We start from the raw sequence: 16,230 nt of genomic DNA, 5'->3' as shown, positions 1-16,230 counted from the left end.
GCAGCTTGCTCAGCTCTGACTGCTAAAGTTCTTAGCTGTACGAAGAGCTGGCCACCAATCTTCATCTATTTTCGAAAAAAACCCGCTCTACATAGCGAGTTTCATTTATCTTTGTTTTGTAGGTACTGCATGACAATGACGACAACGTGGTTCATACGATTCTGAAGCCCCAACTAAAATAATTGGATCATCAAATGCCGCTGGTTCTCCATCGATTAAACGTTGCGTACGACTTGCAGGAGATCCGCATGCAGAACAAACTGCCTGCAACTTAGTTACATGTTCAGCAATCGCCATCAGCTGAGGAACTTGTCCAAATGGTAGACCACGGAAATCTTGGTCTAATCCAGCTACAATGACACGATAGCCACGATTTGCCAATACTTGCACCACTTCCACAATGTCCCCATCAAAAAATTGTACCTCATCGATTGCAATAACATCCATTTCTTCTGTTACATGGTTAAATATATCTTTTGAAGCTGAAACAGGAACTGCTTTAACCTTTAATCCATTATGTGATACAACATCTTCTTCACTATAACGATTATCAATACATGGTTTAAATACAATCGCATGTTGTTTCGCAAATTGCGTACGGCGTATACGGCGGATGAGCTCTTCTGATTTTCCAGAAAACATACTCCCGCAAATCACTTCAATCCAACCATTTTGATTCATTAAGTACATTGAGCTCTCCTTTCATCTACTTTCCTAATCCAAAGTAGGGTAAAGGTTTAATATTTTTGCAAAAAAAACAGACAAGCGAATACATACACTTGCCTGTTTTATGTTCTTTATTACTTGATACCGTATTTCTTATTGAAGCGGTCAACACGTCCGTCTGCAGTAGCAAACTTCTGACGTCCAGTGTAGAATGGGTGAGAATCAGAACTGATCTCAATTTTTAGTAATGGATAAGTGTTACCATCTTCCCACTCAACAGTTTCGCTAGAGCCTTTAGTAGACCCGCTTAAGAATTTGAAGCCTGTGTTCGTGTCCATAAATACAACTTTATTGTAATTTGGATGGATTCCTGCTTTCATTCTTTTCATCTCCTTCCGCCCTGAATCATTTTCGAAACAGAGTTTTTCATCTTCAGCTGCTTACACAACTATATTGATGAAACACATATGATGAAATTATAACAAGGCTAACTCCATTTTGCAACTACCTGTTTTTGTCTTTTTAAAAATTAAAAGCACAAGCGGCTCGTTCAGAATCGCAGGACATTGGAGCTCTCGACCTCGAAGCGCTTTTTGCTTCGAGTGAGAGAGTGAAATGACCGGAGATTCTAGCCGCTGGAGCTAGATATAATTAAAAGCGCAAGCGGCTCGTTCAGAATCGCAGGACATTGGAGCTCTCGACCAAGAAGCGCTTTTTGCTTCGACCGAGAGAGCGAAATGGCCGGAGATTCTAGCTGCTGGAGCTGGATATAATTAAAAGCGCAAGCGGCTCGTTCAGAATCGCAGGACATTGGAGCTCTCGACCTTGAAGCGCTTTTTGCTTCGAGTGAGAGAGTGAAATGACCGGAGATTCTAGCCGCTGGAGCTAGATATAATTAAAAGCACAAGCGGCTCGTTCAGAATCCGGGACACTTCAAACTCTCGACCCAAATATGATTTTTATCTCGAAAAACAAAATTTTTCCCATATATTACTCTCTCTAATATTCCCTTAAAAAACATAAAAAACTCGCTTACCACAAAATAAGCGAGTCCCAATCTTTTCCCTTTACTTAGTTGTTACATATCTTTTTGAGTCTGCAACAATGTTTTGTAAAAATTCTTCATTTGTCTTTGTTTGACGAAGTTTACGTAAGAAACCTTCGACAAAGTCTGGTGTATCACGCATTGTTTTACGAATACCCCATAGCTTGTCTAAATGTTCTTTCGGAATTAATAGATCTTCTTTACGTGTACCAGAACGGCGAATATCAATTGCCGGGAAGATACGACGCTCAGCTAATGAACGATCTAAGTGAAGTTCCATATTTCCAGTTCCTTTAAATTCTTCGTAAATTACATCGTCCATACGAGATCCTGTATCAACAAGCGCTGTTGCTAAAATCGTTAAGCTACCGCCTTCTTCAATATTACGTGCAGCTCCAAAGAAACGCTTCGGTCTATGGAAGGCAGCTGGGTCGATACCACCCGATAGTGTTCTACCACTTGGTGGAATAACAAGGTTGTAAGCTCGCGCTAAACGGGTAATACTATCCATTAAAATGATAACATCTTTTTTGTGCTCTACAAGACGCATTGCACGTTCTAACACAAGTTCCGCTACTTTAATATGATTTTCTGGCACTTCATCAAAAGTAGAACTTACAACATCTCCTTTAACAGAACGTTCAATGTCTGTTACTTCCTCTGGACGCTCATCAATTAAAAGTACAATTAATTCAGCTTCCGGGTGATTTGTTGTAACACTGTGTGCGATTTCTTTTAATAGACTTGTTTTACCAGCCTTTGGAGGCGCGACAATTAAACCACGTTGTCCAAATCCAACTGGTGCGATTAAATCCATGATGCGTGTCGGTAACTTTTTCGGTTCCGTTTCCAATTTCATTTGGCGATCTGGGTATAATGGTGTTAATGCAGGGAAATGCACACGCTCTTTTGCCGACTCTGGATCATCTCCGTTTACAGCTTCAACTTGTAATAATCCAAAATAGCGTTCATTTTCTTTCGGAGGTCGTACTTTACCAGAAACCTTGTCTCCATTACGTAAATCGAAACGACGAATTTGCGAAGCTGAGATATAAATATCTTCTGAGCTTGGAGAATAGTTGATAGGACGTAGGAATCCAAATCCTTCTGATTGAATAATTTCTAATACGCCTTCCATGAAGAAGAAACCTTCTTTTTCTGCTCGAGCTTTTAGGATAGCGAAGATTAACTCTTTTTTCGTTAATTTGCTATAATACGAAATCTTAAATTCTTTCGCAAGCTCGTATAACTCTTTTAATTTCATGTTTTCTAATGCTGCAATTGACAAATTCATTCAGACACCACACTTTAACGTTATTCTCTTTTCACATGGGTAAAGGGAAAAAATACGGAAGGCAAATAATTAATAATGAAAGGCAATAAGTTCAAGTAGGGTAATATTCACTATTGTAACCCTTTTATCTAGTTTTAATCAATACGTTGAAACACAAATACAAGAAGCGAAGACAAGAAAATTTGTCTTCGCTTTTATTTAACCTAGTTCCAGTAGCTAGAATTGTCAGGAGCTACAATGCCCTGCGCTTCTGAACGAGCCGCTTACGCTTTTATTTAATCCAGTTCCAGCAGCTAGAATGGTCGGTGGCTTCACTTCTTCCTACGAGGCAAAAAGCGCCTCTACGTCAGAAGCTCCATCCCCCTCCCATTCTGAACGAGCCGCTTACGCTTTTATTTAATCCAGTTCCAGCAGCTAGAATGGTCGGTGGCTTCACTTCTTCCTACGAGGCAAAAAGCGCCTCTACGTCAGAAGCTCCATCCCCCTCCCATTCTGAACGAGCTGCTTACGCTTTTTACTTAATAACCAAGTTTGGTTTTTTATTCAAGCTATGGCGTCCGTCTACGAAGCGTACTGTGCCTGATTTTGCGCGCATAACAAGGGATTGTGTTGTTCCTACGCTACCTTTAAATTGAACGCCGCGTAATAGTTCTCCGTCTGTTACGCCTGTTGCCGCAAAGATTGCATCGTCACCTTTGACTAAGTCTTCCATGCGAAGGATACGATTTATATCTTCAATACCCATTTTTTTACAACGAGCTAATTCAGCTTCATTTTGAGGCAGAAGCTTTCCATGGATTTCTCCACCTAAACATTTTAATGCAACTGCTGCTAATACACCCTCAGGTGCTCCACCAGAGCCGAATAAAATATCTACACCTGTGCGATCAAATGCAGTGTTAATTGCTCCAGCCACATCTCCATCGTTAATTAATTTAATACGAGCACCAGCTTTACGAATTTCTTCGATAATCGCTTGATGACGTGGACGGTTTAAAACTGTCGCTACAACATCTTCAATATCTTTATTTTTCGCTTTCGCAACCGCACGTAAGTTATCGATAATAGGCGCATCAATATCGACCGCCCCAACCGCTTCTGGGCCAACCGCGATTTTATCCATGTACATGTCAGGAGCATGTAACAAATTACCATGATCTGCAATTGCAATAACAGCAAGAGCATTCCATCCACCAGCTGCTACGATGTTTGTCCCTTCTAAAGGATCAACCGCAACGTCTACACGTGGTCCATATCCTGTACCTAATTTCTCTCCGATATACAGCATTGGTGCTTCGTCCATCTCACCTTCACCAATTACAACTGTACCTTTCATCGGGATTGTATCAAATACATCACGCATAGCTGATGTTGCTGCACCGTCTGCCTCATCCTTTTTCCCGCGCCCCATCCAACGCGCTGATGATAATGCTGCAGCCTCTGTTACACGTACTAACTCCATAGATAAACTTCTTTCCACGATAATCCCTCTCCTTTAAGTCTTTATATTTCTGCCGTATTTTGTGAACCGTGTTTCTCTACAAGGTATACTTCCGCAAGTAGTGATGCTTCGCTCCCCCTTGCGGAAGTATCACTTATGCGTTCTTCATCTCTTCAATTTCTTGGCTTGTCATTTGTTCTCGCCAAATGTTTGCGCCAAGACCTTTAAGCTTGTCTACTATATTTTCATAACCTCGATCAATATGCTCAAGTCCGGTTACTTCTGTAATTCCATCCGCCATTAACCCTGCAATAACAAGGGCCGCTCCAGCTCGCAAATCACTCGCTTTCACTTTTGCACCTTGCAATAAAACAGGACCAGTTACAATTGCCGAACGACCTTCCACTTTAATTTGTGCATTCATACGACGTAATTCATCAATGTGTTTAAAGCGTGCGCCGTAAATCGTATCCGTTACAACACCCGTTCCGTGCGCCTTTGTTAAAAGCGTTGTAAATGGTTGTTGTAAATCTGTTGGGAATCCTGGATATACAAGCGTTTTTATATCAACTACTTTTAACCTTCTATTACCGTTCACTGTAATTTGGTCATCGTTCGTTTCAACTTGGACACCAGCTTCTCTTAACTTCGCTGTGACTGACTCTAAATGCTGAGGAATCACATTATCAACCGTTATTTCTCCTCCTGATGCAGCTCCTAAAATCATATACGTACCCGCTTCAATACGATCCGGAATGATCGTATGGTGACAACCGTGCAGTGAATCCACACCATCAATTCGGATTACATCTGTGCCCGCACCTTTAATGCGTGCACCCATGCTTGTTAACAATGTAGCTACATCAATAATCTCTGGTTCTTTCGCTGCGTTTTCAATAACAGTTCTACCTTTCGCTCGCACAGCTGCTAGCATAATATTAATTGTAGCTCCTACACTAACAACATCTAAATAAATACGTGCCCCGCGCAATTCATCTGCTCTTAAATAAATCGCACCCTGTTCATTCGTAACATGTGCACCTAACGCTTCAAATCCTTTAATATGCTGATCAATAGGCCTCGGTCCTAGATGACATCCACCTGGAAGCCCAATAACAGCTTTTTTAAAACGGCCAAGCATCGCACCCATTAAATAATAAGAAGCACGCAATTTTTTCACTTTTCCATTCGGTAAAGGCATTGCAACCATGTTAGAAGGATCGACTACCATCTCTTCCTCCTGTCCATAAGTTACTCTTCCCCCAATTTCCTCTAGCAAGTCTCCTAACATTTTCACGTCCGAAATATTAGGGACACCACCAATAGTTACTGGAGTATCTGCTAAAATTGTCGCTGGAATTAGTGCAACGGCGCTGTTCTTTGCACCACTCACTCGAATTGTTCCATTTAAAGCTCTTCCGCCTTCAATTAGCAATTTTTCCATATTGAGCTCCCTTCTTGTGAATGTATTTACTTTCTATATCTTTATAGAAAGCTCCCCTTAAGAATCTCAATCACTCTTTCCACCCTAAAACTCAATAAATAGGAAACCATTATCTTCATTTCTCCCGTAGTACGAATAGATAAAGATTAACTATTCATCGAATTTACTTTATCAATTTAGATACATTATCACATTTATTAATAGGACTATGCACATTATTTTCTATTTCAAAAACAAAATGATAAAAATCTTTAGACTTGTTCACGCTTTCATTATACAACGAAAGGAAACCGTCTAAAAGACTAGACGGTTTCCAAAACGGAATTTTATTCTTACGCTTTACCGTTAGAACCGAATTCACGCATTTTACCAGCAACAGTTGCTTTAATAGCGTCGCGGCCAGGTCCAATATATTTACGAGGATCGTAAACTTCTTGGTCTTTGCTTAATGCTTCACGAACAGCTTTTGTAAACTCAATTTGGTTCTCAGTGTTTACGTTAATTTTTGAAGTACCTAAAGAAATAGCTTTTACGATATCAGCAGTTGGGATACCAGTACCACCGTGTAATACTAAAGGTACGCCAGTGAAGTCACGAACTTGTTCCATTTCAGCGAATCCTAAGTTAGGCTCACCTTTGTAAGGACCGTGTACAGAACCTAAAGCTGGAGCTAGGCAATCGATACCTGTTGCTTCAACAAGGTGCTTACACTCTGCTGGATCAGCGTAAATTACGCCTTCAGCGATGATGTCGTCTTCTTGTCCGCCAACTGTTCCAAGCTCAGCTTCAACAGATACGTTACGAGCGTGTGCGTATTCTACTACTTTTTTAGTAGTTTCAACGTTTTCTTCGAATGGGTGGTGAGAAGCGTCGATCATTACAGATGTGAAACCTGCATCGATTGCTTCTTTACATTTTTCGAAACTTGAACCATGGTCAAGGTGAATCGCTACAGGAACAGTGATGTTCATTTCTTCGATTAAAGCTTTAACCATAGCTACAACTGTTTTGAAACCAGTCATATGACGAGCTGCACCCTCAGATACACCTAGGATTACAGGAGACTTTTCTTCTTCCGCAGCAGCTAAGATAGCTTGAGTCCACTCTAAGTTGTTCATGTTGAATTGACCAACTGCGTATTTTCCTTCTAGTGCTGTGTTTAGCATTTCTTTCATAGAAACTAAAGGCATGGTGAATCCTCCTAAAAAACGTTTTTTGTATCCGATAAGTTCTTATCGCTGGTAGTATGACCAGAATAAGGTAAAATATGTATATTTACATACCGGACTTTTTTCTACACTCAATAGGATAACAACTTGTACTCAAAAACTCAACCGTATTCACCTGCTCAATAGTCCATGTAAACGCTTTTTTCCATATTTTTTATAAAAAATTCATTTTTTACGCCTCTACAGCAAGCTGTTCTCTCACCGCTTGACGAATCTCATCAATATCAAACGGTTTAGCAAAGTGCATTAAAGCTCCTAAATCTTTCGCTTCTTGGATCATATCAAGCTCTCCATAAGCAGTCATTAAAATTACTTTAATACTCTCATCAATTTCCTTTACATGTTTTAAAATCTCTATACCATCCATACCTGGAATTTTCATATCTAACACTACTAAATCTGGATTATCTTTTTTCACGATATCTAAAGCTTGAAATCCATTCGCTGCTTGGAATGTCTGATAACCTTCTTTTTGGAACACTTCATGTAATAACACACGAATGCCATATTGATCATCAACGATTAAAATTTTACCTTCCATAACTCCCAACCTTTCTGTGTAAATACAAGATTTAAAGCTTCTTATATCTTAACGATTAATTTTCGCTATTCTTTGGCAAATCCCTTCCTATTCTTTCTTATTTTACCGTTTCCTATTTTGTTATGCTACCCTTCGATTTCACCTTTTTAAAAAAATAAACTATAATGAAAGCCGGTAAACACGTACGAAAGGGAGTAACATTATGTTAAAAATTTTTTCAACTCAATTAAGTGGTTATTTCTCCAGAGTTTCTCAAAAAGAAGAAATGAATATAGAAGATAGCGCCCGTCTACTTGCTCAAGCATTAGTTGGTAGCGGTTTCATTTATTTACATGGTACAAATGAAATGGAAGGCGTTGTTGCTGAAGCATTATTCGGTGCTGAGCCAATGAAGCAAGCAAAACGATTATTTGAAAATGGTAAAGAAGTAGAAGTAACTTCTGCAGACCGTGTACTTCTTATTAGCCGTTTTTCAACAGATGAAGAAGTTGTAGCAATGGCAAAAAAACTTCAAGCTGATGGACACTCTATTGTCGGCATCTCTGCTATTCAAGAAGGTACTGAATCACTAGAACAATATACAGATGTACATATTGATACTAAGCTGTTAAAAGGCCTTATTCCAGACGATGAAGGCAATCGCTACGGATTCCCAAGTTTAATGATAGCTTTATTTGCATATCATGGGATCAAATTTACAATCGATGAAATGTTAAATGAATATTAAAAAAAGCGCCCTATTTCAGGCGCTTTTTTTTATTACTTGCTCTCTTTATTCGTAATAGAAGCACTTACGAAGTCATGGAACAATGGTTGTGGACGGTTTGGACGAGATACAAGTTCTGGATGGAACTGTGCTGCCACGAACCAAGGGTGGTCTTTTAATTCAATGATTTCAACTAGACGACCGTCTGGGCTTGTACCAGAGAATACAAATCCTGCTTTTTCCATATCCGGACGGAATTGATTGTTGAACTCATAACGATGACGATGACGCTCATATACAACCGGCTCGTTGTAAGCATTGTAAGCATTTGTTTCTTCAGCAAGCTTACATGGGTATAGACCAAGACGAAGTGTGCCACCTAAGTCTTCTACATCTTTTTGTTCTGGTAATAAGTCAATGATTGCATAAGGTGTGTCAGGATTAATTTCAGAAGAGTTAGCTCCTTCTAATCCTAATACGTTACGTGCGAATTCGATTGATGCAAGTTGCATACCTAGGCAAATTCCTAAGAATGGAACTTTGTTTTCACGAGCATATTGAATTGCAACGATTTTACCTTCTACACCACGATCGCCGAATCCACCAGGTACAAGGATACCATCTGTGTCACCAACTAATTCTTGTACGTTCTCTGGTGTTACGTGCTCAGCGTTTACCCATTTCACTTCTACATCTGTGTCGAATGAATAACCCGCATGACGAAGTGCTTCTACAACAGAAATGTATGCATCTTGAAGCTCTACGTATTTACCAACAAGAGCAATTTTTGTTTTCTTAGAAAGGTTACGTACTTTATTAACTAGCGCAGTCCACTCTGTCATATCTGCAGCTGGATTGTCTAATTTTAAGTGATCGCAAACGATTTGGTCCATATTTTGCTCTTGAAGAGATAATGGAACCGCATATAAAGTATCTGCATCGCGTGCTTCGATAACTGCTTTTGTATCAATGTCACAGAATAATGCAAGCTTGTCTTTCATATCTTGAGAAACAGGCAATTCTGTACGAACAACGATAATATTTGGTTGAATACCTAAGCTGCGAAGCTCTTTAACGCTATGTTGCGTTGGTTTTGTTTTCATTTCACCCGCTGCTTTTAAGTACGGGATTAACGTACAGTGAATGTACATTACATTGTCACGACCGATGTCGCTCTTAATTTGACGGATTGCTTCTAAGAATGGTAGAGACTCGATGTCACCAACAGTTCCACCAATTTCTGTAATAACAACGTCCGCGTTTGTTTCGCGACCAGAACGGTATACACGCTCTTTAATTTCGTTAGTAATGTGAGGAATAACTTGAACTGTTCCTCCTAGGTATTCACCACGGCGCTCTTTTTGAAGAACTGAAGAGTAAATTTTACCTGTTGTTACGTTGCTGTATTTGTTTAAGTTGATGTCGATGAAACGCTCATAGTGACCAAGGTCTAAATCAGTTTCTGCACCATCATCTGTTACGAATACCTCACCGTGTTGGTATGGGCTCATAGTCCCTGGGTCTACGTTAATGTATGGATCAAACTTTTGAATCGTTACGTTTAAACCACGATTTTTTAAAAGTCTTCCAAGAGATGCTGCTGTAATACCTTTTCCTAGAGACGATACTACACCGCCTGTTACAAAAATATACTTAGTCATGAAAAAGCTCCCTCCTATTTTGCTGTTATATAATCACCGTTGCAAAGCGCAACGTATGTAGATAACACTGTATCCATCTTATTGTTAGACTCTTTTTATTTTCTAAACAAAAAACAAAAAAGAAAATTGCTCCCCTCATCACATAAAGTAATAAGTAGGGAGCAATTTTCTTTTATATTTACACTTTAAAAGTATTATCGTCCTTTTTTAAAGAGCCCAAAAATGATTCTACATGGACGATAATGAAAAGTCAAGAACTACAGTTCTTCCTCTTCTTCTTCTTCAGCTTCAGCTTCATCGTACTCAAGTTCTTCTTCGGCGAAGTCATCTTCATCATCTTCATCTAAATCATCAAGATCATCGTCATCTCCGTCTTCTTCTTCAAGAACCTTGTCCAAATCTTCTACCTCTTCTTCACTTGCTTCTGCATCGTCGAAGTCTTCATCTTCTTCGATGTAGTCGTCAAAACCGTCCTCTTCAACTTTACGTTTCTTCTTCGGTTTTGGCTGAGGTAAGATTTCTTCATCAATTTGCTCATATGGGTACCAGCTACGTAGTCCCCAACGATTTTCTCCTAAATTAATGAAACGTCCATCGATGTTTAAATCTGTATAAAATTGTGCGAGTTTCGCATTAACTTGCTCTTGAGATAGTCCCAGCACTTGAGCGATTTCTCGAACCAACTCGTTGAATGTCGTTGCTTGTCTTTTATCCCCTAAAACGCTATGTACAACTTCAATCATTGAACATTCTTTTAGCTCTTCTGGTGAATATTGCTTAAAATTCACTTATGCGGCACTTCCTTTCTTCAAATATAACCTTATATATAACGGTCTGCTTAAAAAAATCCATACTATTCATTATAAACAAAAGTCGCACAAATATGCTACAAAAAAAACGGGAAACTTTAATATGGTAATAAAATTATAATTTGTCTATTCCTTATTTCGGAAACATATGCGCTCCTTGCAGTACATACCTAATTTGCATTTCTGTATATTCTTCAAGCGTATACAGTTTTTGCAGGGCCCAACGTCTAAATCCCCACATTTGTCCTTGTATGAAAATGTTATGTGCAAGAAGCTGTATCTCTTTTTTATTTAATGTAAATGTCCCATTTTCTGTACACTGCTCTAAAATATTCTCAAACATCCCGACCATTTGAAACTCTTTTTCTAATACATATGGGAGTGATTCTTTCGGTAAAAAACGTACCTCTTGATACATAATTAATACTTCTTCTTGCAATTCATCCATCACTTTAAAATAATTCGTTATCGCTATCTTTAAGCTTTCTATACTTCCCTTCTCTGTACACACTACTTCCTCTAATCTTTCTTTTACATGTTCATAAATACTATCACAAACTAAATATAAAACATCATCTTTTGTACGAATGTACTCATAAAGTGTTCCAATACTAAACCCAGCCGCCTTCGCAATCTCTCTCGTTGTTGTACGTGGGAACCCTTTTTGCTTAAACAATTGCACCGCACCTTTAATCATTTGTTCACGTCTTAACGCAACTAATTTTTCATCTTTCACGGACGCATGTACATTATGTTTAACCATCCCCTTCACCTCTCCCTATTATTTTTTGGAAGGAAAAAGCGTAGGAAAATACCTACGCTTTCGTTCCTACTTCGTTAACATACGAGAAATTACAAGCCTTTGAATCTCTTGTGTTCCCTCATATATTTGTGTAATCTTTGCATCGCGCATATAACGCTCTACTGGATAATCTTTCGTATAACCGTAACCACCAAATACTTGTACCGCTTCAGTCGTCACCTTCATCGCTGTATCCCCTGCAAATACTTTTGACATCGCTGACTCTTTCCCATACGGAAGCCCTTCCGATTCAAGCCAAGCCGCTTGGTATGTTAGAAGACGTGCCGCCTCCACATCCGTTGCCATATCTGCAAGTTTAAAGCCAATTCCTTGCTGCGCCGCAATTGGTTTCCCAAACTGATGACGCTCTCTTGCATATTCTACAGAAGCATCTAAAGCCCCTTGCGCAATACCGACTGCTTGCGCGGCAATACCATTACGGCCGCCATCTAATGTTTGCATCGCAACTTTAAATCCTTGGCCCTCTTCCCCGAGTAGGTTCTCTACAGGAATACGACAATCTTCGAACATAATTTCAGTTGTTGGTGAAGAGCGAATCCCTAACTTGCTTTCCTTCTTCCCAACTGAAAATCCTGGTGTATCACTTTCCACAATAAACGCGCTCGTACCACGCTGCTTCGATTCGGGATCAGTTAACGCAAAAACAACATAAATATCAGCAATACCGCCATTTGTAATAAAGATTTTCGATCCATTTAAAATGTAATGGTCTCCATCTCGTTTCGCAGTTGTCCTCATTCCGCCAGCATCTGAACCAGAACTTGGTTCCGTTAAACCGTATGCGCCAATTTTCGTTCCTTCTGCCATCGGTCGTAAAAACTTTTGCTTTTGTTCTTCCGTTCCAAATTTAAAAATTGGCCAACCAGCAAGTGAAGTGTGTGCAGACAGCGTTACACCTGTTGAAGCACAAACACGAGATAATTCTTCGATAGCAATCACATACGCTAAGTAATCGCTTCCAATTCCGCCGTACTCTTCAGGCCACGGAATGCCGGTTAAACCAAGCTCTGCCATTTGATCAAATAGTGCACGATCAAATCTCTCTTCTTCATCACGCTCAGCTGCCGTCGGTGCTACTTCGTTCTTAGCAAAATCCCGAACCATTTTTCTTATCATTTCATGTTCTTCTGATAGTTTAAAATGCATTCCCGTCTCCCCCTTGTCCTTTTATAAAGCTCGACTAATAACAAGTTTCTGTATCTCACTCGTTCCTTCATATATTTGCGTGATTTTCGCATCACGGAAAAATCGTTCTACTGGATAGTCTTTCGTATAACCATAACCGCCAAATACTTGCACCGCTTCAATCGCAACTCCAACAGCCGTCTTAGAAGCGAATAATTTCGCAATAGAAGCTTCTTTACCGCATGGTAATCCTTGCGCTCTTAGCGATGCCGCTCTGTATACAAGTAATCGCGCTGCTTCTACACTAGTCGCCATATCTGCAAGTTTGAATCCGATTCCTTGCTGCGCCGCAATTGGCTTGCCGAATTGCTCACGCTCTTTCGCATAATCAATCGCACATGCAAGCGCCGCTTCCGCGATTCCTAATGCCTGCGCTCCGATTCCAATTCGTCCAACATCTAAATTCGCCATTGCCACCTTAAATCCTTGTCCTTCTTCACCAAGTAAATTCTCGGCCGGCACTTTCATATCTTCAAACGTAAGTTGTACCGTGCGAGAACCAAGAAGTCCCATTTTATGCTCATCTTTGCCGATAACTAAGCCTGGTGTATCTTTCTCTACTATAAATGCAGAAATCCCACTTTTTCCTGCCTCTGGATTTGTAGAAGCGAATACAATGTATGTACTTGCTTCACCGCCATTTGTAATAAATACTTTCGATCCATTAATAATGTAGTGATCGCCTTTCTTTACAGCTCTTGATTTCAAACTCCCTGCATCTGATCCTGCATTTGGTTCTGTTAATGCAAATGCACCTAAATATTCACCAGTCGCAAGTTTAGAAACATATTTCTGCTTCTGTTCTTCTGTTCCAAAATATAAAATCGGGTTCATTCCAACTGACGTATGTACAGCTAAAATTACACCAACCGTTGCACTTACCTTTGAAATTTCCTCAATTGCTAAAATGTAAGAAATAAAATCCATTTCTGCCCCGCCATATTTTGCAGGCGCTGGAATACCCATTAGTCCAAGCTCACCCATCTTCTGCAAAATCTCTTTTGGGAACACCCCTTGTTCCATACTAGGAACAAAGGGAGCTATTTCCTTCTGCGCAAAATCTCGAACCATTTTCCTCATCATTTGTTGCTCTTCAGTAAAATGAAAATTCATGTACTTCGCCTCCGTTTGCTATATATCTTTTTAATAATTTGGTAAGACCACTATTTTAATAAAAGGAGGACTTTATTCGTAAACGTAGAAACCACGGCCTGTTTTACGTCCTAACCATCCTGCGTTCACATACTTGCGTAATAATGGACATGGGCGATATTTACTATCTCCTAATCCTTCATGCAACACTTCCATAATGTATAAACATGTATCTAAACCGATAAAATCAGCTAATGTAAGTGGTCCCATCGGATGATTCATACCTAGTTTCATTACTTCATCAATCGCTTCTTTCGTCGCTACACCTTCATATAACGTATAGATCGCTTCGTTAATCATCGGTAATAAAATACGGTTCGATACAAATCCTGGGAAATCATTTACTTCAACTGGCACTTTCCCGATTTTTTTCGTAATATCTTCAATTGTTTCGTACACCTCATCATCTGTAGCTAAACCACGAATAATTTCAACAAGTTTCATAACTGGAACTGGATTCATAAAATGCATGCCGATTACTTTTTCTGGGCGTTTCGTTACTGCTGCAATTTCAGTAATTGGTAGAGAGGACGTATTCGTCGCTAAAATCGCGTGTTCTGGAGCGATTTCATCTAGATTCGCGAAAATTTTCTTTTTAATGTCCATTTTCTCAACAGCCGCTTCAATAACAAGATCCGCTTCCTTCACACAATCTAAATCAAGCGTTACTGTAAGGCGATTTAACGTCGCTTCCTTCTCTTCTTCCTTCATGCGTCCTTTTTCTACTTGGCGCGCTAAGTTTTTCGTAATAATAGCCAATCCTCTGTCTAATTGCTCTTGTTTTAAATCTTGTACCTTCACATCATATCCTGCCATTGCACATACTTGTGCGATTCCCGAACCCATTTGTCCTGCACCAATTACAACTATTTTTTGTACACTCATTCTTTCTTCCCCCTTAATATAAATTGTTAATAAATCAAAAATCACCTACACGTAAATTAACGAACTTCAATCATAATTGCGTCACCTTGACCGCCACCGCTACAAATAGAAGCAATTCCAATTCCGCCGCCGCGCTGCTTCAGTGCGTGGATAAGTGTAACGATAATACGCGCTCCACTTGCTCCAATTGGATGTCCCATTGCCACTGCGCCGCCATTTACATTCAATTTGTCTGGGGCAATTCCTGCAATCTCTGTACTTGCAATTGCTACCGCTGCAAATGCTTCATTAATCTCGAATAAATCGATATCTTCAATTGTCTTGCCTGTTTTTTTCAACAATTCGTTAATTGCATAACCTGGCGTTCTTGGGAAATCTTTAGACTCCACTGCAATTGCTGTATGTGCCAAAATTGTCGCTAATGGCTTTCTTCCTTCTTGCTTCGCTCTGTCTTCGCTCATTAATACGAGCGCAGCACCGCCATCATTTAGTCCAGGAGCATTACCCGCTGTCACTGCCGACGTCTTATCAAATACAGGTTTTAATTTCGCTAATTTTTCAATCGTTGTATCCGCGCGTGGCGCCTCATCTTTTGCAACGACGATAGGATCGCCTTTTCTTTGCGGAATCGTTACTGGCACGATTTCCTCTTCAAAACGTCCTTCTTTATGCGCTGAAACCGCACGCTGATGGCTACGATATGCCCATTCATCTTGCGCTTCGCGAGAGATTCCATCTTCCTTCGCAACTTCTCCACCATAAACACCCATGTGTATACCTGAAAATGCGCATGTCAAGCCGTCAGCAACGTTTAAATCGATGATTTCGTTGTTACCCATTCTGTATCCCCATCTTGCGCCTCGTAAAATGTAAGGACTGTTACTCATTGACTCCATACCGCCAGCTACAATTAGTGATTGATCGCCAGTACGAATAATTTGATCCGCTAACGTAACCGCACGAAGCCCTGATGCACAAACTTTATTCACTGTTTCCGTCTGTACTTCCCAAGGGATTCCAGCAGCCCTCGCAGCTTGGCGCGATGGAATTTGCCCCTGTCCCCCTTGAATAACTGTTCCAAATATAACTTCCTCAACATCACTAGCAGAAACATTTGCTCTCTCAAGTGCTGCTTTAATTGCAATTCCCCCAAGTTCTGTCGCCTTCACGTCTTTTAAAGATCCTCCAAATTTCCCAACCGGTGTTCTTGCAGCACTTAAAATAACTGTTTTACTCATATCTATTTCCCCCATCTCTTTTTTTTAGGACCGAGCGCTCGCTCGGTGTTCTTACGTTGAGAAGAGGTGCAATGATTGCACCTCTCTCTAAAGTTGTATTCATGCTTGCAA

At 40.0% G+C, this 16,230-nt stretch carries 14 protein-coding genes and 1 pseudogene; 1 reads left to right on the top strand and 14 read right to left on the bottom strand.

Going from position 1 to position 16,230, the window contains the following annotated elements:
* Positions 1-105: 105 nt before the first annotated feature.
* The 7 genes from ACUN0F_RS06280 to spo0F form a co-directional block, all read right to left on the bottom strand.
* Entirely contained in the window at positions 106-690 is a 585-nt protein-coding gene (locus ACUN0F_RS06280) for a thymidine kinase (protein ID WP_000281086.1), read from the bottom strand.
* A 110-nt stretch (positions 691-800) separates the two neighbouring features.
* Positions 801-1,046: a type B 50S ribosomal protein L31 gene (locus ACUN0F_RS06275; RefSeq protein ID WP_000643447.1), complete on the bottom strand. Its 246-nt coding sequence runs from the start codon at positions 1,044-1,046 to the stop codon at positions 801-803.
* A gap of 687 nt (positions 1,047-1,733) precedes the next feature.
* Complete coding sequence (gene rho / locus ACUN0F_RS06270) at positions 1,734-3,005, bottom strand: transcription termination factor Rho (protein ID WP_001053898.1); 1,272 nt, start codon at positions 3,003-3,005, stop codon at positions 1,734-1,736.
* A 514-nt stretch (positions 3,006-3,519) separates the two neighbouring features.
* Complete coding sequence (gene glpX, locus ACUN0F_RS06265; RefSeq protein WP_000442336.1) at positions 3,520-4,485, bottom strand: class II fructose-bisphosphatase; 966 nt, start codon at positions 4,483-4,485, stop codon at positions 3,520-3,522.
* Positions 4,486-4,600: 115 nt separating this feature from the next.
* Positions 4,601-5,890 (bottom strand): UDP-N-acetylglucosamine 1-carboxyvinyltransferase, encoded by a 1,290-nt coding sequence (gene murA, locus ACUN0F_RS06260; protein WP_137053109.1) that lies wholly within the window; start codon positions 5,888-5,890, stop codon positions 4,601-4,603.
* A gap of 332 nt (positions 5,891-6,222) precedes the next feature.
* Positions 6,223-7,080, bottom strand: coding sequence for a class II fructose-bisphosphate aldolase (locus ACUN0F_RS06255; RefSeq protein WP_001131858.1), 858 nt, complete (start codon positions 7,078-7,080; stop codon positions 6,223-6,225).
* Positions 7,081-7,291: 211 nt separating this feature from the next.
* The gene (spo0F, locus tag ACUN0F_RS06250) at positions 7,292-7,660 is read right to left on the bottom strand and encodes a sporulation initiation phosphotransferase Spo0F (RefSeq protein WP_000398593.1); all 369 of its coding nucleotides are present in this window, start codon (positions 7,658-7,660) and stop codon (positions 7,292-7,294) included.
* Positions 7,661-7,862: 202 nt separating this feature from the next.
* Here spo0F and ACUN0F_RS06245 point away from each other — a divergent pair, with 202 nt between their 5' ends.
* On the top strand, positions 7,863-8,387 hold the full coding sequence (locus ACUN0F_RS06245; RefSeq protein WP_000912428.1) for a DUF2529 domain-containing protein: 525 nt from the start codon (positions 7,863-7,865) through the stop codon (positions 8,385-8,387).
* A 32-nt stretch (positions 8,388-8,419) separates the two neighbouring features.
* Here ACUN0F_RS06245 and pyrG read toward each other — a convergent pair whose 3' ends face one another.
* The 7 genes and pseudogenes from pyrG to ACUN0F_RS06210 all read right to left on the bottom strand — a co-directional run bounded on the left by pyrG (position 8,420) and on the right by ACUN0F_RS06210 (position 16,222).
* A complete protein-coding gene (pyrG, locus tag ACUN0F_RS06240; RefSeq protein WP_000170450.1) occupies positions 8,420-10,027 on the bottom strand; it encodes a CTP synthase in 1,608 nt (535 codons plus the stop codon).
* Between the two features lie 257 nt (positions 10,028-10,284).
* Positions 10,285-10,815, bottom strand: a complete 531-nt coding sequence (rpoE, locus tag ACUN0F_RS06235; RefSeq protein WP_001009784.1) for a DNA-directed RNA polymerase subunit delta — start codon at positions 10,813-10,815, stop codon at positions 10,285-10,287.
* A 154-nt stretch (positions 10,816-10,969) separates the two neighbouring features.
* Positions 10,970-11,599, bottom strand: a complete 630-nt coding sequence (locus tag ACUN0F_RS06230) for a TetR/AcrR family transcriptional regulator (RefSeq protein WP_000238598.1) — start codon at positions 11,597-11,599, stop codon at positions 10,970-10,972.
* 66 nt (positions 11,600-11,665) lie between these two features.
* Positions 11,666-12,805 carry an acyl-CoA dehydrogenase AcdA gene (gene acdA / locus ACUN0F_RS06225; RefSeq protein ID WP_000545531.1) on the bottom strand — a complete coding sequence of 380 codons (1,140 nt, stop codon included), beginning with the start codon at positions 12,803-12,805 and terminating at the stop codon, positions 11,666-11,668.
* A 21-nt stretch (positions 12,806-12,826) separates the two neighbouring features.
* Complete coding sequence (locus ACUN0F_RS06220) at positions 12,827-13,957, bottom strand: acyl-CoA dehydrogenase (protein WP_264461380.1); 1,131 nt, start codon at positions 13,955-13,957, stop codon at positions 12,827-12,829.
* 72 nt (positions 13,958-14,029) lie between these two features.
* Positions 14,030-14,881 carry a 3-hydroxybutyryl-CoA dehydrogenase gene (locus ACUN0F_RS06215; protein ID WP_000116033.1) on the bottom strand — a complete coding sequence of 284 codons (852 nt, stop codon included), beginning with the start codon at positions 14,879-14,881 and terminating at the stop codon, positions 14,030-14,032.
* Positions 14,882-14,937: 56 nt separating this feature from the next.
* Positions 14,938-16,222: pseudogene (locus ACUN0F_RS06210) on the bottom strand (acetyl-CoA C-acetyltransferase).
* Positions 16,223-16,230: the final 8 nt, after the last annotated feature.

Source organism: Bacillus sp. 1A (assembly GCF_052682215.1).
The sequence above is the reverse complement of the archived record's forward strand: the minus strand, read 5'-3'. Positions and strand labels throughout refer to the sequence as shown.

Bases quoted from the DNA above. Each gene is read 5' to 3' on its own strand.
- ACUN0F_RS06275 (WP_000643447.1), bottom strand. From the start codon at position 1,046: ATGAAAGCAGGAATCCATCCAAATTACAATAAAGTTGTATTTATGGAC.
- ACUN0F_RS06245 (WP_000912428.1), top strand. From the start codon at position 7,863: ATGTTAAAAATTTTTTCAACTCAATTAAGTGGTTATTTCTCCAGAGTT.
- rho (WP_001053898.1), bottom strand. From the start codon at position 3,005: ATGAATTTGTCAATTGCAGCATTAGAAAACATGAAATTAAAAGAGTTA.
- pyrG (WP_000170450.1), bottom strand. From the start codon at position 10,027: ATGACTAAGTATATTTTTGTAACAGGCGGTGTAGTATCGTCTCTAGGA.
- spo0F (WP_000398593.1), bottom strand. From the start codon at position 7,660: ATGGAAGGTAAAATTTTAATCGTTGATGATCAATATGGCATTCGTGTG.
- acdA (WP_000545531.1), bottom strand. From the start codon at position 12,805: ATGCATTTTAAACTATCAGAAGAACATGAAATGATAAGAAAAATGGTT.
- ACUN0F_RS06215 (WP_000116033.1), bottom strand. From the start codon at position 14,881: ATGAGTGTACAAAAAATAGTTGTAATTGGTGCAGGACAAATGGGTTCG.
- ACUN0F_RS06255 (WP_001131858.1), bottom strand. From the start codon at position 7,080: ATGCCTTTAGTTTCTATGAAAGAAATGCTAAACACAGCACTAGAAGGA.
- ACUN0F_RS06220 (WP_264461380.1), bottom strand. From the start codon at position 13,957: ATGAATTTTCATTTTACTGAAGAGCAACAAATGATGAGGAAAATGGTT.
- murA (WP_137053109.1), bottom strand. From the start codon at position 5,890: ATGGAAAAATTGCTAATTGAAGGCGGAAGAGCTTTAAATGGAACAATT.
- ACUN0F_RS06230 (WP_000238598.1), bottom strand. From the start codon at position 11,599: ATGGTTAAACATAATGTACATGCGTCCGTGAAAGATGAAAAATTAGTT.
- ACUN0F_RS06280 (WP_000281086.1), bottom strand. From the start codon at position 690: ATGTACTTAATGAATCAAAATGGTTGGATTGAAGTGATTTGCGGGAGT.